The organism is Moorena sp. SIO4G3 (assembly GCF_010692305.1).
Lineage (GTDB): Bacteria > Cyanobacteriota > Cyanobacteriia > Cyanobacteriales > Coleofasciculaceae > Moorena > Moorena producens_A.
On sequence record NZ_JAAHIG010000144.1, the window covers coordinates 1 to 20044 of the forward strand.

Consider the following 20044-nt stretch of genomic DNA (forward strand, 5'->3'; position numbering starts at 1 on the left):
TTAAGGGGGGAGCAATACTCAAAGTCCCCCTTTTTTAAGGGGGGAGCAATACTCAAAGTCCCCCTTTTTTAAGGGGGGAGCAATACTCAAAGTCCCCCTTTTTTAAGGGGGATTTAGGGGGATCTCCGAGGCAAGAAGACACGCCCTAGGCGCACGCTAATTGATGTGCTTATGCGCTACGCGCACGCTACGCGAACAGCTCAGTTTAAATGTGCTACGAGACTACTTTAGACTTTTTCAAGATAGTCTTAGAAAGCCTAGTCTGTAAAAGTCGTTAGCACTAAACTGTTGCAAGTATTTTTATCAGTTATTGAGCAGCATTTACCCGATGTCAAAAATAAAATTTTACGCCAGCAATCGGTCTTATATCTCCCGTTACCAAAACCAGAAACTTGGCTTTAATGCTATAGCTTTGTTGGTATGGATGGGGATTTTAAGTACAGCACAACAAGCCATGGCTCACCATCCCTTTGGTGGCGAGACACCCGATAATTTCATCACAGGATTTTTGTCTGGATTAGGTCATCCTGTGATTGGTTTCGATCATCTCGCCTTTGTGATTGCTGTTGGCTTAATTGCGGCTGGATTTACCAGTGGTTTCCTGATTCCAGGTGCTTTTGTCCTCACCACCCTACTCGGAACAGGTATTCACTTGCTGGGAATGGACTTACCAATACCAGAGATTGCGATCGCAACGTCAGTGGTGCTCTTTGGCGGGCTACTGTTGAGTGCCAAAATTCCCAAGATATCCGTAGTGCTAGGGTTAGCTAGCTTAGCTGGTATTTTTCATGGCTATGCCTATGGTGAAGCAATTGTAGGTGCTGAAATCAGTCCACTCTTGGCTTACCTGATTGGCTTCAGTGTGATTCAGTATGGTATTGCCATCCTAGCCCTAGGGCTGAGTAAGACGTTGATCAAACAATGGAGAAATCAACCCTTCCCACTGATGCGAATTTTAGGCTTTGGTATCTGCTCAGTAGGAGTCGTTTTCCTATCCTCTGCAATTGTTGGATAAGAGGTTTCCACCAAATAACCTTCAAGCTTAATCTTGAAACAGGGAGTAGGGAGTAGGGAGTAGGGGATATTGCTGAATCAAGGAATTAATATGAGTGGGGTGAGAATCCTGCCCACCCGAAAATATTGATAACTGGCAAGATGCCAGTTCCACCAAGATGCCCATTCTACAGGTGCGACCCAAGGGCGCGAGCAATCCCTCGCGCCCTTGGAGGCGCGCACCTACTATTAAAATCATTCCATTATTAAGCAATGCCCTGCACCCAAGCTAAATTCATGAGCCTAGATGCGTCACTAGAGCTTAGGTAACTAGTCCTTTAATTCTGTGTCAAAAACCGATGAAAGCTAACCAAGTTAAACAACTTAACTTTTCCGGTGCCTACATAGATGGGAAGTACGTTGAAAATGTGGAAAATTATCCCATTAACAGTCGTACTATCACCGTTAATCCTGAAGAGACAGATGCTTACCTGAGCGAAACGAACACCAGCATTATTCCGGCTTTTTCATCTACTATCCTAAAAGATACTACTGTCCAAAAAGCCAAATCCTTACTTTTGCTGGAGGTAGTAGAGAGCAAAAACATCGGCAAGATTGTCTTTGAGCCAGGGTGGGATCTCTTAGGGAATTTGATCAATTTCCCCAAAGATGTACCGCTGTGGAAATCTCCTCAAGATGAGGCGGGAATTCTAGAAGTCGATCCCTATTTTATGGCAAGGCAATCGAGTACACCCCATCAACCAGAAAAGTTCTCTGTTAAAGTTAACCTCTGGTATGCCCCTTCTGGTACCGATTGTGCCATCCATAACCAACATGACTTTCTTGAGCTTCACACCCAAGTCTTGGGACAGGGACGAATGCAGAAGTTCAAAGAAGAGGATTTTGACACTCTCTATGAAGATCTCTTGATGACTGAGGGATACACCCAGATCGTTCCTTTTTGTGAAGTACACGAAAACCAGCACTATACCTATCCGTGGCATCAGTATTATTCAGATACGGATTGTATCTGGATGGCGATCGAATATCACCCGATTAAACGTTCTAACTGAACCCTGATATATTGATGTCTTCTCTTATTGGTTTTACTTTCCAGGAGGATTCCAAAGTTGCCAATTTATCATTGAACAGCTATCAGTAAATTAGCTAAAAAGCTGAGAGCTTACAACTATAGCAATTATTATAGCTATGAGGGACAAAACGAACCCCCTAAATTCCCCTTAAAAAGGGGGAATTTGAGGTTAAAAAGCGTACCTCATAACTCCAATAAACGCTATAAAAAGTATTGTTAGTTTTTTGAAGAGTTATAAGGAGATAGTCTATGATTTATAGAAATATTTTGGGACGTTTGAAGTGGTTAAAAGCCGGGATATTAACTGCGATCGCAATCGGGCTTTGCTGGGCGTGTTTTTCCGCTCCAGTACTTGCAGATGCTTCTGTTGGGAACGCCGAACCGAGCTTGAACACCAATTTGGTAGCCTATTATAACTGGGGTGCAGATCAAACAACAGAGGAAACGAGAAAGGTATGGGAACACCACATTAATGCATGGGCAAACTCCGACCTAGAAGACATGATGTCTGACTATTCGGAAGAATCTATCTTGATTCTCAACCACACAGTTTACAAGGGTATTGACCAAGTAGCCTGCGTTTTTGACAGTCTTTTTGAGATATTTGCAGATGGCAATAATATAATCGTTCCCGAAACGATCGAAGGCGAAGTTATCTACATTACTTGGAACTACACGCCGTTAAATGATCATGCTTACGATGGAACAGACAGTTTTGTAGTCCGAAACAGCATCATTGAATACCAAACAATTGCTTCTCGATTGTTTCAAAAATACCCAGTATGTATGTTTAGGTAATAGACTTCGCGGCAGTTGTCGGGAACAGGGAACAGGGAACAGGGAACAAAAATGATCACAATTCCTACACGGATCCCTATCCCAACCTTAAACCTACCCTACACCGAACCCCAAAGGCGAAGAATCTTGGCCAAAAGGCCACGCTACGCGAACAACCAACCAACCTTCAACCAACCAACCTTCAACCTTGGCCAATAGGCCACGCTACGCGAACAACAAAATAACCTTGGCCTTTGGCCACGCTACGCGAACAACCAACCTTCAAGCTTAACTTTACTCCTTAACTTACTTAAAATGGCTGCAAAAATTCCTGTTACTGTTGTTACTGGATTCCTCGGTAGTGGCAAAACTACTCTCGTGCGTCACCTGCTCCAAAATAATCAGGGCAGACGAATTGCTGTAATTGTCAATGAATTTGGTGAAGTAGGGATTGATGGGGAATTATTGCGTTCCTGTCAGATTTGTGATGAAGACGATGATGCGAATAATAATATTTTAGAACTAGCCAATGGGTGTCTGTGTTGCACGGTTCAGGAAGAATTTTTACCGACAATCCAAGAATTGCTGAAGCGTCGTGACAAGATTGATAATATACTGATTGAAACGTCGGGATTAGCGTTGCCTAAACCTTTAGTTCAAGCCTTTCGTTGGCCAGAAATTCGCACTGGCGCTACGGTGGATGGGGTGGTGACTGTCGTAGACTGCGATGCGTTAGCGGCTGGTACTTTAGTCAGCGATATCAATGCTTTAGAAGCGCAACGTCAGGCTGACCCAACGTTGGAACATGAAACTCCCATCGAGGAACTGTTTGAAGACCAGCTAGCTTGTGCTGATATGGTGCTGTTGACTAAAGTGGATTTAGTGGATAGTCCTACTCAAACCAAAGTAAATAATTGGTTGCAACAGCAGTTACCAAGTAGTGTGAAAGTCGTTCCTTGTCACGAGGGAGAAATTAGTCCTGATTTACTGCTAGGATTTAATGCCGGAGTGGAAGATAATTTAGACTCACGTCCTAGCCATCATGATCATGAAGAAGACCATGACCATGATGATGATATTAATTCAGTTAATTTGATTTTAGATCAGGCATTTGATCCAAAGGTAATCAAAGAAAAATTACGACAATTGGTGCAACAGCAAGAGATTTATCGTATTAAGGGATTTGTGAATGTTGCTAATAAACCGATGCGGATGGTGATCCAAGGAGTAGGCGATCGCATTGAGAGTTTCTTTGACCGTGCTTGGCAAGCTGATGAAAAGCGTCAGACTCGCTTGGTGTTGATTGGGCAAGGGTTGGAGCAGTTAGGAATTCAGGAGGTATTTGGGTAATCAAGCGAATCGGGAATCGGGAATCGGGAATCGGGAATCGGGAATCGGGAATCGGGAATAACCAATTTAGTAGAGTGGGCATCTTGCCCGCTCGGGAATGAAACAGGCAAGATGCCTGTTCCACCAAGATGCCCATTCCACCAAGATGGCCATTCCACCAAGATGCCGGAAGATGAAACAGGCAAGATGCCTGTTCTACCAAGATGCCGGAAGATGAAACAGGCAAGATGCCTGTTCCACCAAGATGCCTGTTCCACCAAGATTCCTGTTCCACCAAGATGCCGGAAGATGAAACAGGCAAGATGCCTGTTCTACCAAGATGCCGGAAGATGAAACAGGCAAGATGCCTGTTCCACCAAGATGCCTGTTCCACCAAGATTCCTGTTCCACCAAGATGCCGGAAGATGAAACAGGCAAGATGCCCATTCCACCAAGATGCCGGAAGATGAAACAGGCAAGATGCCTGTTCCACCAAGATGCCCATTCCACCAAGATGGCCATTCCACCAAGATGCCGGAAGATGAAACAGGCAAGATGCCCATTCCACCAAGATGCCGGAAGATGAAACAGGCAAGATGCCTGTTCCACTAAGATGGCCATTCCACCAAGATGCCGGAAGATGAAACAGGCAAGATGCCTGTTCCACCAAGATGGCCATTCCACCGATCAGATTACGGTGCAGTTCCCATGTGAGGTATGTACAATAATGATCTACAAATCAGCCTCAGGGAAACGATGTTAAGTCGGGAAACTACCTATTCTCAAGCAAGAGCTAACCTAGCTAGCATCCTAGATCAAGTTTACGATGAACGCGAAATTATCGTAATCAAGCGTGGTAACCAGAAAAATGTCGCGTTAATTGCTGAAGATGAATTGTCAAGTATCTTAGAAACCATTTATTTGTTGCGATCGCCAGAAAATGCCAAGCGTCTGTTTAGGGCGTTGGCATGGGCAGAGTCAGACGAAGCTACTCCTCAAGGTTTGGAAGAACTGAAAGAGGAATTGGGTATTAAGTTGTAACAAGAGTAAGAAATACGGCATTAATTTGTCATATCATGTCCGGTTGAATACTTATACTAAGGGCAAAAGCAAGGCAGAAGGCAGAAGGCAGAAGGCAGAAGTAAAGAAGTAAGCTTTGTCCTCACTCGTGATGAGAATTGCTATATCTACTTTCAAGAGCACTTTGGCAAGCAGACTCTAATTCTTCCATCTCAGGATGTGTAGCTCGGTAATCATCAAGCCAGTTGCAACCTAGCCTCATCAAATTATCAAGATCTAGCTCCAAATTCCACAACTTTACCGTGTTATCAGACCCAGCGGAAGCGAGAAATTTACCATCACGGCTGAAACTCACACTGTTAACCCAACCACGGTGACCAATTAAGGGTTGCAGTTCCTTTCCTGTCGTGGTATCCCATAGCCTTACCGTATTGTCAAGACTAGCAGAAGCTAAGAGCTTGCCATCAGGGCTAAATTCGACACTGGTAAGCTGGTTGTTGTGACCACGTAGGGTTTGCACTATAGTGCCATCCTCTACACGCCACAGTTTTACGGTATGATCTGCACTAGCAGAGGCGATCATCTTACTATCAGGACTGAAATTAATACTCTTGACATTTGTGTGATGACCAGTGAGAGTTTGCTCTAAAGTGATGCCATTCTCTAAATTCCATAGCTTTACTGTGCGATCATGACCCGCAGAAGCAAGAAATTTGCCGTTGGGGCTGAAACTCACAGTTGTTACCACACCACTTCTAATTTTATTGGGATGAGCAGCAAGAGTTTGCACCAGTATGCCTTCCTTAAGATTCCATAGCTTTACTAAGCCGTCCTTACTCGCAGAAGCAAGCATCTTGCCATCAGGACTAAAATCTACACTGGTTACCATGTGGTTATGACCGACAAAAACATGCACAAGTTGACTATTCTCAAGATTCCATACCCTGACTCTACGGTCGTCACTACCAGAGGCCAGAAATTTGCCATCAGGACTGAAACTCATACTCTTGACAGAGTCAGCATGATCTCCGAGAGTCTGTAACAGATTGCCATCTTTGACACCCCATAGTTTCACGGTGCGGTCTGCACTGCCAGAAGCTATAGTGCTACCATCAGGACTAAAAGCAACACTCCAGACCTGATCATGATGACCAAAAAGGGTTTGTGGTTCAATCCCTTGTATTTCCCAAAGCCTGACGCTTTGGTCAGTACTAGCAGAGGCGAGCATTTTGCCATCGGGACTGAAACTGACATCCCAAACTTGACGGCGATGACCCCTGAAAGTTTCCGGCTCAAGTCCCTTGGTCTCTAAATTCCACAGTTTGATCATGCCATCTTCACTAGTAGAAGCCAAAAGCTGAGCCTGAGCATAGGTGGGAGTAAAACTAACGCTCCGCACAGGAGTTCGATGACCCTCAAAGGTATGCACTAGACTACGATCCTCAATACTCCACAACTTCACTGTGTGGTCAAAACTACCAGAAGCAAGGAGTTTGCCATCTGGACTAAAGCTGACACTACTGAGCTTATCGCGATGACCTTTAAAGGTATGGATAAGGGTACCATCCTCAACATTCCAGAGCTTGAGTGTGTCGTCAAAGCTAGCAGAAGCAAGCAGCTTACCATTGGGACTGAACCGCACACTAAAAACTGGATGAGTACCGTGACCTTTGAGGATTCTAATCCGGGTACCATTTTCCACCTTCAGCAGTGCTATCGTGCCATTAAAAGCTGCCGCCGCCAGGATTTTGCTATCTGGGCTAAAACTAATGCTAGCAATCTTAGGGTTATGAGCAGTAAACGTTTTGAGCAGGGTACCCTTCAAAGCATCCCAAAGTTTAATCGTGCCATCCCAACCAGCAGAGGCAAGGAGTTTGCCATCTGGACTGAAGGTGATGCTCAAAACATTATCACTATGCCCTTCGAGGGTTTTTAGTAAGTTGCCCTTGAGATCCCACAGCTTGACCGTCTGATCTGCACTAGCAGAGGCAATCGTTTGACCATCAGGACTAAAGCTCACACTGATCACCGCAGCTTCATGTCCCTCAAGGCGATTGCGTTCTGTAGTAAGGTAAATTGCCTGACGGAGGGTATCAATTACCTGCTTACGTGTCTCTGGTTCCACTGGCTGCCACTTTTCCATGCCTCGTAGTTTTTTTCCTGCTTGCAGGGCTTTCGACAGAGACTCAAAGGGACTGGAGTCCAACGCTTTTTGGGAGTTGACACTAAGCAGTGATAGCTTTAATTCTGCAAGCTCTCGTTTAGCTTGTCTAACTTGCAATCCGACGACGGTGGCAACTAACAACAAAATTGCCAGAATGCCAGAACCAATACCAACGATCATCTTGGCTGTTTGTTTTGCTTTGGTTAATTCGGCTTTAGCTTGCTGTTGCGCTTTGGTTAAAGTTTGATTGGCCTGGGCTAAGAGGCGACTTTGTCCTTGTTGAAGAACTAGATTAATTTCAACTTTTCGCTTCTCAAAATCCTGACTCGCCCCTAAAAAACGATAATCAATAGGACTTAAACTTTTATCACTCGCCCATTGCAAGGCATCTTGCAATGCTTGACCGTGCAATAGACGGGATTCATCTTGATAATGGGAAGCAACCCAAGCAGTGAAATTTTCAGAGTAAGGACGCAGCTTTTCTAATTGCTTCTCTACCCATTGCTGATTGAAAACCTGCTGGTAAATACGGTTATAGACCCTTAATTTACCCTGCTGTTGTACCACTAATCCTGCTAAACGCAACTCTGTTTGTTCAACAGAAGAGTCAGCAATGATTTCTCCTTCCAGTAGAATCTGTTGATAGATGCCCAGGAGCCTAGCAACACCTTGAGGATTACGGAAGATGCGATCGCGGATTGTCCGCAAATGTTCAGGTTCGTCTTGTGCTTCCCAATTCTCGATGATCTGCTTGCCTACTATCTCCTCAAGGAATTGGGAACTCACAATTCTATCTTTATCTGCTTCTCGAACTACAAGCTGACATAGTTTTTGGGTCAGAAATGGCTGTCCTCCCGTCCAAGCGAGGATGTCTGCTAAAATCCCTTGCGGCTTGTCTACTTTTCCTGCTAAACCCTTAGCTAAGGGTTGGGATTCCTGTAGTTGAAATCCTTGTAGTTCTATGGCCTGACCAATATTAAAAGTAGTTTGGGTTTTATCTTTAATCAAATCGCTTGGGGTTGCCACTCCCAAAAGGGCAAAAGTAAGACGACGATAGGCAGGATTATCTACTCGTCGATTGTAAAAGAAGCGGATTAAAGCAAAAAAGTCATCTAAGGAAAAATTTAGACTTAAAACCCGGTCGATTTCATCAACAAAAACGACAATAGTTTCTTGTGTTTCTGTTAAAAAAATATCCTCGATAAAGGAATGCAAGCGCTGTATGGGCGAAAGTAAATCTCTGCGTTCCCGCCACCAATAACGCCAATTAAAGTTTTCTTTGAGCGGGTGGCTACTAACAAGAGAATAGATAATTCCGGCATACCATTTTTCAGGAGTAATACCCTCTTTGCCAATCCCGGTCAAATCAACAAAAGCACAAACGATACCGTCTGCTTGTAGCTTTTGCATCACCCGCACGCGCAGGCTAGATTTACCCATTTGTCGGGAATTGAGAACATAGCAAAGTTGTCCGGCTTTTAAGTTGTGATAAAGTTCCCAGTCGGCTTGTCGCGTTACGTAACTCGGTGCATCAGCCGGAAGACTACCACCAATATGATATTCGTAATCAAAGTTTGAATTGTCAGTCATGGCAGCACAGCACATCTACTGCGGGATATAGCTATCATGGCATAAATTTGCCAGCCCAGAGCAATCCACCTGACTTTTTCCTATTTTAATTTTATTTGACCTGATTTAATCCTATTTTTATCGCTCAACTATCCTTGGAATTACCTGATTTTATTCCCATGGTTGTTTTTTCTATATATCAAGATAATGATTGATATCAAGCTTATTTCAGCTTTGGGCTTGAGCAATGTAATAATTAATCACAGGTAAAAATCATGGCTATAATTTCAGACTATAGCATTATACGAGACAGCAAGTTCACTTTGCAAGTTGGCGCAGATATCGATCAAGATTTTTCATTTTCTCTTCCCGGTGATGCCCATTTAGGTTCGAGATCTATTCTTGCCTTCATGGTTTATCCCACTAGCGAGCGAGTTAGCTTCAATATTTCTGTCAATAATTCTAATCAGGTCAGTTTTACTTTAGGGAATTCTGGCTTAAACACCATCCACGAAGTGATTAGTGCCAATTTACTCAAACATGGCAACAATCGGATCAAATTTGTGGTTACCCAGGGTCGTATGACCTTTGCTGATGTGGTTCTGTGGTGGCAGCGTGATGTGTAGTAGGTAGTGTAGACATTGCCTACACTGAGTCACCTTCCAACTATTGTCGGGTTTTTACCAACCGCTTGCGTAGAAAATGAAGTATCTCGCCAACCGGATAGCTCTACTGATTGCCTTTGGGTACCCGACTTAATTTGGCAATCAGGAATTCGTCGCAATATTAGCCTAGAAATAGAAGCTACTGGCAACCACGATCTCAGGGTCGAACTTGAAGGCCCAGTCGGGATATTTCAAGTCTTTAATGTATCTGCTGCACCAGCTCTTCCTCAATTCCGAAAGTTAACAGGAGACTTTGAAGGCATTGTTTCTGTGCGCGTGCAATGTCAGAAATCACCTGTTAATTCTTGTTCGACTTGTACATACAAATACAAGATTTGCTACTCCAGACAGCTTGGTTTTGTTTCTTCTAACTAAGGATTGTTGTAGGAACTTAATGACTGGATTTTCGTCAACTCGAATCTAGAGTGCATCTACCATTAGCCGCAACTAGCACGCACAAGACTGCAAATTGGCTAGTTGGACATTCACTCCACATTACATCTATGCATTCAGGTGAACAAAAATTATGAAACGAAATGCGATCGCATTCTTCCTAACACTCGGATTCACGTTACCACTATTGAGTTTAAATGCTACTGCATCGAGTCCAGTTTTCCCCGAATCTACTCCTCAATTGCAGCCTCTTTCCTCAGAAGCTAATCAACTAGAAACCACTACCAATACACAGATTGCTCTGACGGAAACCTCAGACACTACGCCTACCCAGTTTTGGTGGTTGCAAGGTGTGTCTGTTAACCAAATCAAAGCCAAGCTTAAGGAAGGTTATCGAATTATTGACCTGGAAGTAGAATCTACCTCTCCCTATCGCTTTAGCGCCGCAATGGTGAAAAACCAAGGTGCATATGCCAAGAAATGGTGGTGGTACTACGGTATAACGTCTCAGACGCTCAAAGAAAAACTCTCCCAAAATCGGGCTCGGATTATCGACTTGCAAGTTTATCGGGTCAATGGTAAAAAACGCTATGCAGTCGTTCTCGTTTCCAATACAGCTTCTGAAGCTAAGGCTTGGTGGTACTATACTGACCTTTCCTTTAATGACATCATGGCAAAAGCCAAGGATAATCAAGCACGCATTGTTGACCTCGATACCTATGTTGTCGGTGGTAAGCGCCTGTTTAGTGCTGTAATGATTAAAAATACTGTAGACCCCAAGGCGTGGTGGGTTTATTCCAACAAATCACCCAGCTTTATTAGCTCGAAACTCAAAGAAAACAAAGCCAGATTAATCGATATCGAAAGGCGCGGCAACAATACTTTTACTGTCGTCATGGAACGCTCTGAAGGTCAACGCTGGTGGTGGTACTACGGTAAAACCGCAGCGCAAGTTAATCAACTGTGGCAACAAAATGGGGCGAGAATTTTTGATGTTGAGCCTTACACCGTCAATGGCAACAAACGCTTTGCAGTGCTGATGCTAGACAACTAAAGGGCGCTCACAGGTCGGATGCCGAGACTACTGGCAACTATAGCGCTAGCCGCAAGGCAAGAGGCAAGAGGCAAGAGGCAAAAGTTAACTACATGCATCGCAGGTGCGCTTTCCGTATTAAGAATTTAATTCGCCACGGGTCGCACTTTTTCAGCTTTTATCAATGTCCTAAGCTTAATGCGTACTGCTATAACCGGAAGGGTGGGGCATACGGTCTTTATCTCAAGGCAGTGAACGGTAAAATTCTGGAATCGTCACAACGTGATTGTACTCATTATCCATCCACAGGATAAGTGACTGTGAAAAGGATGCATCTACCTCCACCACAGTAATAATCACAAGGAATTCAGACATGAAATCTCAAAATCCTCAATTTGAGCTAGGAACGAATGTAACGAATTTGGGATACTGACGAATATGACATTACCCTTAATAAAAATTTCCCCCATCTCCCTATCTCCCTATCTCCCTATCTCCCCCTCTCCCCACCCTACCCCTCACAGGGGTAGGTTTTTTACATTTGGGTAAAACATGGGACAACCCAGAGGGAGAGAAAAAGAAAAACAACGAACAAATGATGATTTTTAACGACAAATTAGGTATATTTTCTTATCCCCCACACCCCACACCCCACACCCTACACCCCACACCTGACGTCTTTGTAAAAAACATACCCTTGAAAGCCACCCTACCCACCCTCCCCACACTTACCACGCTCCCCCTTCTTTTTTACAAATATGAGATACACCCGGTTAACTCTCTAACTGTGATGTCTCCCAGATTACCCTGTTGTGGCTCCTTGATTCACCCTTAATTTCCCAAGTCGTGTAATATAGAAAATAGAATCCAGACTGGTATCTGTGTCAGGGTAAACGCAAGAATCAATAAGGCGGCATTATTATCAACAATATTGATATAAATATGCAATAGTGCTGAGAATCAAGGCTTAATATGGTCATAATTCTTGCCCTATATCACCTTTTGGCTCAATTTTTCTTGCGCTTACCCTGGTATCTGTGTCTTCATCCGAAATGACTCAGAATGAGTAACTTAGAATCAGGACTGACTTGGCAGCAGGCAAAAGAAATAGCAGAACAACTGCTTTTCCAAAAGACCCAAAAGCACCTTAATGATATAGAAATACTTGTACTTGAAGGTTCTTGGGCAGGACTAACCTATGAAGAAATTGGCAAACGAGCTGGCTATAGTACAGAGTACCTTAACAAAGATATTGGCAATCAGTTATGGAAAAAGCTGTCTGAAGCTTTAGGGGAAAAGTTAACTAAAAAGAATTTTAAAGTCGCTTTAGAGAGAGCTAAAACACAACTACAAACTAGTATAAACTTGCCCTCATCGCTCCGTGTTTCAGCAACAGAATTCCCTTTTCCAGAAGGTGCAGTAGCACCGTCTTCTCCCTTTTACATTGAACGAGATGGGATTGAATCTCTTGGCTATAAAACAGTAGTTAAACCGGCGGCGTTAATTCGGATTAAAGCCCCAAAGTTAATGGGTAAGACCTCTTTGATCATGAAGCTGTTAGACCATGCTGCTTCGGAAAATGCTCAAACAGTGTATCTGAGTTTGAATAGCGTCAATAAGTCCGTTTTGACTAATTTGGAGCTGTTTCTACGCTCGCTTTGCCTACAGGTTAGTCGGGAGTTAAAGTTAGCTAATCAGCTAGATAATTATTGGGATACGGAAATTTTCGGTAGCAACGATAACTGTACACTGTACTTTGAAGAGTATTTATTGCCCCAAATTAATTGTCCTTTGGTATTAGGATTAGATGATATAGATCGTCTATTTTCCTATAGGGAGGTCATTGAAGATTTTTTGGGTATGCTACGCAGCTGGCATGAAAAAGGAAAAATTGCTGATATCTGGAGACAACTGCGATTAGTCGTCGCCCATTCAACGGAAGTTTATATCCCCTTAGATATCAATCAATCTCCTTTCAATGCGGGAGTACCATTAGAACTAACAGAATTTGACCCAATTCAAGTAAAAAGTTTAGCTTGTTTCCATGGGCTTAATTGGAACAATAGTGAGGTTGAAAAGCTCATGAAAATGGTATGCGGACATCCTTATCTAGTACGTTTAGGAATATATGAAATTGCATGTGGAAAGATAACATTAGAGGAATTGTTACAAGCAGCAGCCACAGAAGCAGGTATTTACAGCAACCATTTACGACGACATTTGCAAGCACTACGACAAGCACCAGAATTAGCTAAAGCATTGCAGCAAGTTGTCACTTCATGGGAGCCAGTCGAATTAGATTCACTCCAGATTTACAAGCTACATAGTATGGGATTAGTAGAGCAGCAGGGTAATCGAGTCGTACCTCGATGCCATTTGTATCGTGAGTATTTTAGTCGAGTTTTGGTTTGAAACCATGAACCTAGATATGATCGAGTATCCTAGTTTTTCACTTAGGCAAGTGGCTGTAGAGTGGTTAGCCCAACATTTTCCCTATTCCCTACGGGAGCAGGTCTTGCAATGCTTAAACATTAGTACTATTTTCCAGTAAAACATGCAATTACCCATGAGGGGGCTATAGATAATGTACAAATATTCATCCAGGACTAGCTCCCCTTCAGACCTATTACCTATTACCGTCTTGATGCAGTCGCTCATGGGGGAAACCCCCAAGACCGCGCAAATCACGCTATTACCCATTACCTATTACCTTAGTACAAATGTTCGGCAAAAGTGACATGCTCCCATTCCCTACTCCCTACTCCCTACTCCCTACTCCCTACTCCCTACTTTCTCCGAGTTTGCGGATCCAAAGCATCCCTCAATCCATCCCCAATATAATTAATACTAAGCACTGTTAAAAAAATCGCTAATCCCGGAAAAATTGCCATATGAGGCGCTATTTCAATATAATTTTGGGCATCAAATAGCATCCGTCCCCACGTAGGAACATCAGGGGGAAACCCTAATCCTAAAAAACTCAAGGTAGACTCAGTAATAATCGCATTCCCCACCGCCAAGGTAGCCGCAACAATTACCGGACTAAGCACATTAGGAAGAATATGAGCCCAAATCAAGCGACGAGGTTTAGCACCAATCGATCGAGCTGCGGTCACAAAATCCATCTCCCGCACTGTCAAAAAACTAGCTCGTACTAATCGCGCCACCGACATCCAATTCAAGCAACCAATTACTAGCACTATTAATATAAAAACACCCAACTCTGGCCCAGCCACCTGCCGCATGACATCGCGGAATAAATAAATCACTAACAGTAACAACGGTAGCTGAGGTAATGCTAAAAATAAATCCGTCAGACGCATCAGGAAGGTATCGATTACTCCTCCATAGAAACCGGATAACGCTCCAATTAACGTCCCCAAAGAAATCGCCACTACCATCGCCGCAATTCCCACCGTTAAAGAGATGCGTCCCCCCCACAATACCCGAGCCAGTTGATCCTGACCTAAATCATTAGTACCAAAAGGATGTGCCCAACTCGGTGGCGCACTGGATAGACTAAAGTCAATTTTGTCAATAGGTGTTGTATTAATGAATGGCCCTAATACAATGGTAATTACCATAATTAGAAGTACAATAGACCCGATTACAGCCATTCGATCTTGGCGAAACCGACGCCATCCATCTCCACCAAAAAAATTCCACAGAACACTCATTTATTGTATAGTTTATAGGCTTTTAATTAGGTGAGGTACATTTTAGGGAGCAGGGAGTAGGGAGCAGGGAGCAGGGAGCAGGCAAGAGGCAAGAGGCAAGAGGCAAGAGGTAAGAGGGAAAAAATAATGTGTACCTCATAGCTATGATAAACGCTATCATGAATTGTGATATAGCGTTTCTAGGATTTATGAGGTACGGTTATCAACCTCAAAGTCCCCCTTATCAAGGGGGATTTAGGGGGATCCCTTTGTACCTCATGGCATAGCGATGCAGCGCGGTCTTGGGGAGGCAGCGCGGTCTTGGGGGTCCCCCCCATGAGCGACTGCCGTGGTTTCCCCCATGAGCGACTGCATCAAGACAGAGAATTGCTATAATTTTTCTTCCCTACTCCCTACTCCCTATTCCCTGTTCCCTGTTCCCTTTCTACACTATATTATTTGAACTCTCGGATCTAGAATGCCATAAAGGATATCAGCGACTAGATTGAAGACCACAATTAAAATAGCGTAGATAAAGGTAATGGCCATCACTACTGGTGTATCGTTTCGATAGATAGAATCAATCAGCAACGCACCAATTCCAGGTACTCGGAATACTTGTTCAGTGATTAAAGCACCAGTGAATACAGTGGGAATATCTAGGGCGACTAAGGTAACAACCGGAATCAGAGCATTCCGTAAGATATGGCGATTGACCACTACGAATTGATGTAATCCCTTGGCGTAAGCAGTACGCACGTAGTCTTGATTTAGCTGTTCGAGTATGGATGAACGAATAAAACGCATCAATACTGCTGCTTGAAATAATCCCAATACTACGATGGGCATGATAGACTGCTTGACTTGGATAATAAAACTATTCCAATCTGTTACTTTGAGTGTGCTGTCGTAGATAAAAGGTAACCAATTTAGCTGGACACTAAACAAAATAATGAACAGCAAACCAGTGAAAAAGGTTGGTAGAGAAAATCCTAGAAAAGCCAGGGTTGTGACAATGTTATCAAAGATAGAGTAACGTTTAAGTGCCGAAATTATCCCTAAAGGAAATGCCAGCAATACAGCAAAAATATAAGCAGAACCCACAACCCATAACGTAGTAGGTAAACGCTGGAGCATTAGGTCACTAACAGGACTACGGCTAGTGAAGGAGTATCCCATATCCCCTTGGAGAAATGACCACGCCCATTTAATATACCGAATCGGGATGGGTTGGTCTAAACCAAGAGCTCGACGAATATTTTCCCGCACTTCCGGCGTAATCGAAGGATTAGTGGCAAATTCCCCCATCGGGTCTCCAGGTGCTAAGGCCAGGATACCGAATACTACGATACTGATAGCAATCAAGGTAGGAATAGAGACTAAAAGACGATTAATTAGGTATCGCGTCATTGAAATTTATGATAGCGGTTTTCAATTTGGTAGGGAACAGGGAATCGGGAATCGGGAATCGGGAATCGGGAATCGGGAATCGGGAATCGGGAATCGGGGAAAAATCTTGTCTACCTCATAAGTCTGGAAAACGCTATAGTTAATTGAATCTTGAATCTTGAATCTTGAATCTTTTTAATTAACTAATGACCAATGATTACTAATATTATGTCAGGATAATTACCCTTCATAAAAATCTCCCCATCTCCCCATCTCCCCATCTCCCTATCTCCCCATTTCCCCACCCTCCCCACACTCCCGTCAATTATGGGTATTCAACCAGACTTGATATAACTATGACTTCCGCTTCCAATCCATAATGTTCCAAGTATTGCGATCCCATGGTGTTAAGTCATAACCTTCGAGCTGATTGCTAAACCCAGCTGCATCAGCCCGATGGACAATGGGCAAAACTACTACATTATCTTTAACCAGTAAGTCATTCATCTGGATAAAGATTTTCCGACGTTTTTCTGGGTCTAACTCCTTTGTAGACTGCTGCCAAAGCTGATCGTATTTCGGATTACAGTAGCGAGAGCGATTTTGCCCAGACCATTGATTAGCTTTCTGGGAAATTTCATCACAGGTATAAGTTTTCAGATACGCACCAGGGTCGGGGCTATCATTCCCTGTGGTGTACATTTGTAGGTCAGCATAAAAGCGTTGGTTAGTATCGGTGTTGGCTGGATCACCAGAGAAATAAATACTGGCATCAATACTCTTGAGTTCTACCCCAACTCCAATCGAGGCTAGGGTCTGTTTGACAATTTCCTGGGTCTTCTGGCGGACAGGATTGACGGATGTCTGAAACAACACGGTCATCTCGACCCCATCTTTATCCCGAATCCCATTACCATTGGTATCTTTCCAGCCTGCTTCCTCCAACAAGGCTACCGCTTTTTTAGGGTTAAATTCATAGGTAGTATTAGGGGAATTATATTGCTCTGGTAACACTAAGAAATTCCCTGTGGCTTTGCCCGTTGCTCCATAAAGCTGTTGAGCAATGGTTTCCCTGTCTATGGCTAGGTTAAAAGCCTGACGCACCCGCTTGTCTTTGAAGAACGGATGGGGGAATTTGACACTAGACCGTTCTCCAGACGGAGCTTGTTGATTGGGGTCGGTTTGATTCATTAAAATCCGTTCTACCAACGCCCCAAAGATAGCCACGACTTTACCTTTACCCCCTGCTTCCAGTCGCTTCAACACCGGTGCTTCCACTTGCAGATTGTAGGCATAATCCCCATCACCAGTTTGTAAGACTGCTCTAGCAGCAGAAGTAGCATCACCACCGCCTTTTAGTTCTACTCGCTCGAAATAGGGTTTATCCGCTTCTCGGAAATTAGGGTTAGGCTGATAAACTACAGTATCCCCTGGCTTAAATTCCACGACCTGATAGGGACCGGTTCCTACAGGCATCAAGTTGGCTGGCGCTTGTCGTGCATTGGCACCATTGAAATCTTGATATAAATGCCGTGGCAAAATCATGCCAGCACTACCGGAAAAGACTAAAAACCAAGCTGGATTAACATCCTTGAAGTTGACTTTGACTGTGTAGTCGTCGATTGCTTCAACGCTTTTGATAGTTTTATAAGTATTACCAGTGGTCGAAGCTACGGCTGGATTGGTTATGAACTCGTAAGTGAACACCACATCAGCAGCGGTGAAAGGGGTGCCATCGGACCATTTTACATTGCGCTTTAGTTTCCAAATCACGGACTTACCATCAGCCGCAATCCCACCATTCTCTACCGTAGGAACTTCTGCTGCCAAAAACAGCACCATATCGCCATTTTTGTCATAACTCGTCAGGGGTTCGAGGGTAATCCGACTGGCTTCGAAATCCTTGTAACCATTGGAAAGATGAGGATTGAGGATAGTCGGTGCTTGCCAGTACAGGAGCTTCAAAGTACTGTCTTGATTGGACTGCAAAACTCCAGTATCAGGAGAATTACAGCCAGTTAAACACAGAAGACTCAATAGAATCAGGATATAGTATCTAGTCAAAAATCGTCCCACCAACTTTTCTCAATAACATACATTTGCCGCAATTGTTGCAATTCTGCCTCAAAAAGTACACGTTTGACTAGACCAAGGAAATTGCCCCACTCGCGATTTATAGTTGATTTTAGGTAAGCATGGTGAATGCTTAGGATTTTAGATACGGTGGTTACGGGTAATTTTTGGCTAAGTATTGTTAATATAAGTAGTACTGCCTTGATGTTTCTTTACATGAGGTTTTTTGATGCGATCGCCCTGAGATAATTCTATGGTTTAAGGGCGATCGTTTCTCATAGTTTGCTCGATTGAACTATTAAACTATAAACGTGATAAATTGTCAAGTATGGGTTTAGTCAGACTGAAAGTACGAGAACTAGCACAGGAGAAGGGCTGGACACTCAAGGAAGTTTCTGACCGTTCCGGAGTGATTTACAGCACTGTAAGACACTATGCCCGCTGTCCTGGTCTAAAAACAATTGACTATACTTCTATGGATAAATTAGCCAGGACGTTTGATGTGATGGTTCAGGACTTAGTAGAAATTTTAGAAGAGTAAAGGAAATCAGCGCTAAATTCTTAAATTTTTCTAAACGTAAGCTATCAGCTATCAGCTATCAGCTAATGCGCTACGCGCACGCTACGCGAACAGCTGATGCGCAATCGGTGCTTTTGAATAAAATAAGCTGACGGCTGACCACTGACGGCTGACCACTGACGGCTGACCACTGACGGCTGACCACTGACGGCTGACCACTGACGGCTGACCACTGACGGCTGACCACTGACGGCTGACCACTGACGGCTGAATGCTTAACCGTCTCAAGGACCGGAATTGACGGGATTCTGTTGAAAGCCTCGAATTGTGCCAGCACGACAATCCCGCAGCCAAGTCTTAACCGCTTGACCAATAACACCATTAGTACTTTCCCGTGGCGGTGTGGGAAGTTTGCCTTCTGAAACAGAACCAATACGGGAAAAAATCATCACTAAGCGCCAGCCATCAGAGCTTTTGGTCAAAAATAGCCAGTGATAATTCTGAAGCTCGACAGCTTTATCCTTGAAATACTTACGCTCTAGGGTAGTTAGAAAAATTTGTTGAAGTGCTTCGCTATCCGTTGGGTTAGGTACAGTGGTCGATTGAAACGACTTAAGGGGCAGAGGTTCAAACTCTGGCTTTCCTGCCACGATTACATAACTGAAGTTGTCCACAGTGGAGTCTGAGCGCCGCGCCCTCTGAATCACTCGATTGGCATAGCTAGGTAAATCTTTAAGCAATAGGGAGGTTAACGTTTCCACCTCTACCGAACAGGTTTGATCGGGTGAAGGTTGAAGGTTGGCAGGTTGGAAGAAGGTTGAAGGGTTAAGGTTGGGAGGTTGTTCCCGTAGCTTGGCCAATAGGCCAAGGGTAGTAGATTGAGGGTTGGGAGGTTGTTCGCGTAGCGTGGCCAATAGGCCAAGGTTGACAGGTTGAAAGTTGATAGGTTGAAAGTTGATAGGTTGAAAGTTGATAGGTTGGAGGTGGTTTGGTTGTTGGGCTTTGGCGTTCGAGTAGGGTAGGTTCAACAGTAGACCTCTTTCAAAAGTAGTTTTCTGATAGTGTTTTCGTGAATTCTTGTCCACTGTTCCCTGTTCCCTGTTCCCTGTTCCCAACTTCTGAAAGAAGTCTAGTTGAAACTGTTCTGGGAAACCTTCCAGGTTCAACTTGCTAAGGTTCAACCCATTGATCTGTAATCCCAAGTAAGCAATTAGAAGTAATCCCCTCAGCTGAAAGCTATACACCAGTAACAGCTAATTCCTCACAAATCCTATTCCAGGCAGCGACTGGGTCGTCAGCAGCGGTAATTGGTCGCCCTATGACTAGGTAATCTGCACCGGCTTGTAGAGCAGCTAGTGGGGTCATTGCCA

Annotated in this window: 22 protein-coding genes; 13 read left to right on the forward strand and 9 right to left on the reverse strand. The window is 43.8% G+C overall.

From position 1 onward, the window contains the following. Nucleotides 1–328 precede the first annotated feature (328 nt). Nucleotides 329–1015, forward strand: a complete 687-nt coding sequence (locus F6J99_RS23215; protein ID WP_293115719.1) for a HupE/UreJ family protein — start codon at nucleotides 329–331, stop codon at nucleotides 1013–1015. 27 nt (nucleotides 1016–1042) lie between these two features. Here the strand turns inward: F6J99_RS23215 and F6J99_RS23220 are convergent, their stop codons facing one another. Continuing rightward, nucleotides 1043–1198 carry a hypothetical protein gene (locus tag F6J99_RS23220; RefSeq protein WP_293115721.1) on the reverse strand — a complete coding sequence of 52 codons (156 nt, stop codon included), beginning with the start codon at nucleotides 1196–1198 and terminating at the stop codon, nucleotides 1043–1045. Between the two features lie 154 nt (nucleotides 1199–1352). Between F6J99_RS23220 and F6J99_RS23225 the strand changes: the two genes are divergently transcribed. The 5 genes from F6J99_RS23225 to F6J99_RS23245 all read left to right on the forward strand — a co-directional run bounded on the left by F6J99_RS23225 (nucleotide 1353) and on the right by F6J99_RS23245 (nucleotide 5233). Then, on the forward strand, nucleotides 1353–2066 hold the full coding sequence (locus F6J99_RS23225; protein WP_293115723.1) for a hypothetical protein: 714 nt from the start codon (nucleotides 1353–1355) through the stop codon (nucleotides 2064–2066). Between the two features lie 269 nt (nucleotides 2067–2335). Further along, nucleotides 2336–2884, forward strand: coding sequence for a hypothetical protein (locus F6J99_RS23230; protein WP_293115725.1), 549 nt, complete (start codon nucleotides 2336–2338; stop codon nucleotides 2882–2884). Nucleotides 2885–2935: 51 nt separating this feature from the next. Next, a complete protein-coding gene (locus F6J99_RS23235) occupies nucleotides 2936–3082 on the forward strand; it encodes a hypothetical protein (protein WP_293115727.1) in 147 nt (48 codons plus the stop codon). A 96-nt stretch (nucleotides 3083–3178) separates the two neighbouring features. Next, nucleotides 3179–4213, forward strand: coding sequence for a cobalamin biosynthesis protein CobW (gene cobW, locus F6J99_RS23240; protein ID WP_293115729.1), 1035 nt, complete (start codon nucleotides 3179–3181; stop codon nucleotides 4211–4213). A gap of 735 nt (nucleotides 4214–4948) precedes the next feature. Continuing rightward, a complete protein-coding gene (locus tag F6J99_RS23245; RefSeq protein WP_293115757.1) occupies nucleotides 4949–5233 on the forward strand; it encodes a type II toxin-antitoxin system prevent-host-death family antitoxin in 285 nt (94 codons plus the stop codon). Nucleotides 5234–5354: 121 nt separating this feature from the next. On the opposite strand, the gene F6J99_RS23250 is transcribed toward F6J99_RS23245, so the two are convergent. Further along, on the reverse strand, nucleotides 5355–8966 hold the full coding sequence (locus F6J99_RS23250) for an AAA-like domain-containing protein (RefSeq protein WP_293115731.1): 3612 nt from the start codon (nucleotides 8964–8966) through the stop codon (nucleotides 5355–5357). 254 nt (nucleotides 8967–9220) lie between these two features. On the opposite strand from F6J99_RS23250, the gene F6J99_RS23255 reads away from it, so the two are divergent. The 5 genes from F6J99_RS23255 (at nucleotide 9221) to F6J99_RS23275 (ending at nucleotide 13587) form a co-directional block, all read left to right on the forward strand. Then, on the forward strand, nucleotides 9221–9571 hold the full coding sequence (locus F6J99_RS23255; protein WP_293115733.1) for a hypothetical protein: 351 nt from the start codon (nucleotides 9221–9223) through the stop codon (nucleotides 9569–9571). Nucleotides 9572–9586: 15 nt separating this feature from the next. After that, nucleotides 9587–9985 carry a hypothetical protein gene (locus F6J99_RS23260; protein WP_293115735.1) on the forward strand — a complete coding sequence of 133 codons (399 nt, stop codon included), beginning with the start codon at nucleotides 9587–9589 and terminating at the stop codon, nucleotides 9983–9985. 151 nt (nucleotides 9986–10136) lie between these two features. Continuing rightward, the gene (locus F6J99_RS23265) at nucleotides 10137–11057 is read left to right on the forward strand and encodes a hypothetical protein (protein ID WP_293115737.1); all 921 of its coding nucleotides are present in this window, start codon (nucleotides 10137–10139) and stop codon (nucleotides 11055–11057) included. Nucleotides 11058–12098: 1041 nt separating this feature from the next. Continuing rightward, on the forward strand, nucleotides 12099–13448 hold the full coding sequence (locus tag F6J99_RS23270) for an AAA-like domain-containing protein (protein ID WP_293115739.1): 1350 nt from the start codon (nucleotides 12099–12101) through the stop codon (nucleotides 13446–13448). A 4-nt stretch (nucleotides 13449–13452) separates the two neighbouring features. Next, nucleotides 13453–13587, forward strand: a complete 135-nt coding sequence (locus tag F6J99_RS23275) for a hypothetical protein (RefSeq protein ID WP_293115741.1) — start codon at nucleotides 13453–13455, stop codon at nucleotides 13585–13587. Between the two features lie 235 nt (nucleotides 13588–13822). Here the strand turns inward: F6J99_RS23275 and F6J99_RS23280 are convergent, their stop codons facing one another. The 3 genes from F6J99_RS23280 to F6J99_RS23290 form a co-directional block, all read right to left on the reverse strand. Next, the gene (locus tag F6J99_RS23280; RefSeq protein ID WP_293115743.1) at nucleotides 13823–14713 is read right to left on the reverse strand and encodes an ABC transporter permease; all 891 of its coding nucleotides are present in this window, start codon (nucleotides 14711–14713) and stop codon (nucleotides 13823–13825) included. A gap of 179 nt (nucleotides 14714–14892) precedes the next feature. After that, entirely contained in the window at nucleotides 14893–15030 is a 138-nt protein-coding gene (locus F6J99_RS23285) for a hypothetical protein (RefSeq protein WP_293115745.1), read from the reverse strand. A gap of 112 nt (nucleotides 15031–15142) precedes the next feature. Then, nucleotides 15143–16102 carry an ABC transporter permease gene (locus F6J99_RS23290; RefSeq protein WP_293115747.1) on the reverse strand — a complete coding sequence of 320 codons (960 nt, stop codon included), beginning with the start codon at nucleotides 16100–16102 and terminating at the stop codon, nucleotides 15143–15145. 8 nt (nucleotides 16103–16110) lie between these two features. Between F6J99_RS23290 and F6J99_RS23295 the strand changes: the two genes are divergently transcribed. Continuing rightward, nucleotides 16111–16245, forward strand: a complete 135-nt coding sequence (locus tag F6J99_RS23295; RefSeq protein ID WP_293115749.1) for a hypothetical protein — start codon at nucleotides 16111–16113, stop codon at nucleotides 16243–16245. Between the two features lie 190 nt (nucleotides 16246–16435). On the opposite strand, the gene F6J99_RS23300 is transcribed toward F6J99_RS23295, so the two are convergent. Further along, nucleotides 16436–18145 (reverse strand): peptide ABC transporter substrate-binding protein, encoded by a 1710-nt coding sequence (locus tag F6J99_RS23300; protein WP_293115751.1) that lies wholly within the window; start codon nucleotides 18143–18145, stop codon nucleotides 16436–16438. 337 nt (nucleotides 18146–18482) lie between these two features. On the opposite strand from F6J99_RS23300, the gene F6J99_RS23305 reads away from it, so the two are divergent. Further along, a complete protein-coding gene (locus F6J99_RS23305) occupies nucleotides 18483–18695 on the forward strand; it encodes a helix-turn-helix transcriptional regulator (RefSeq protein WP_008185208.1) in 213 nt (70 codons plus the stop codon). An 81-nt stretch (nucleotides 18696–18776) separates the two neighbouring features. Here F6J99_RS23305 and F6J99_RS23310 read toward each other — a convergent pair whose 3' ends face one another. The 3 genes from F6J99_RS23310 to F6J99_RS23320 all read right to left on the reverse strand — a co-directional run. Continuing rightward, nucleotides 18777–18962: a hypothetical protein gene (locus tag F6J99_RS23310; RefSeq protein WP_293115753.1), complete on the reverse strand. Its 186-nt coding sequence runs from the start codon at nucleotides 18960–18962 to the stop codon at nucleotides 18777–18779. Then, entirely contained in the window at nucleotides 18959–19918 is a 960-nt protein-coding gene (locus F6J99_RS23315; RefSeq protein WP_293115755.1) for a hypothetical protein, read from the reverse strand. Before F6J99_RS23315 ends, F6J99_RS23310 begins: the two co-directional genes overlap by 4 nt. Further along, on the reverse strand, nucleotides 19911–20044 hold a 134-nt coding region (locus F6J99_RS23320), incomplete at its 5' end, for an orotidine 5'-phosphate decarboxylase / HUMPS family protein (RefSeq protein WP_293115759.1). The genes F6J99_RS23320 and F6J99_RS23315, both read right to left, overlap by 8 nt.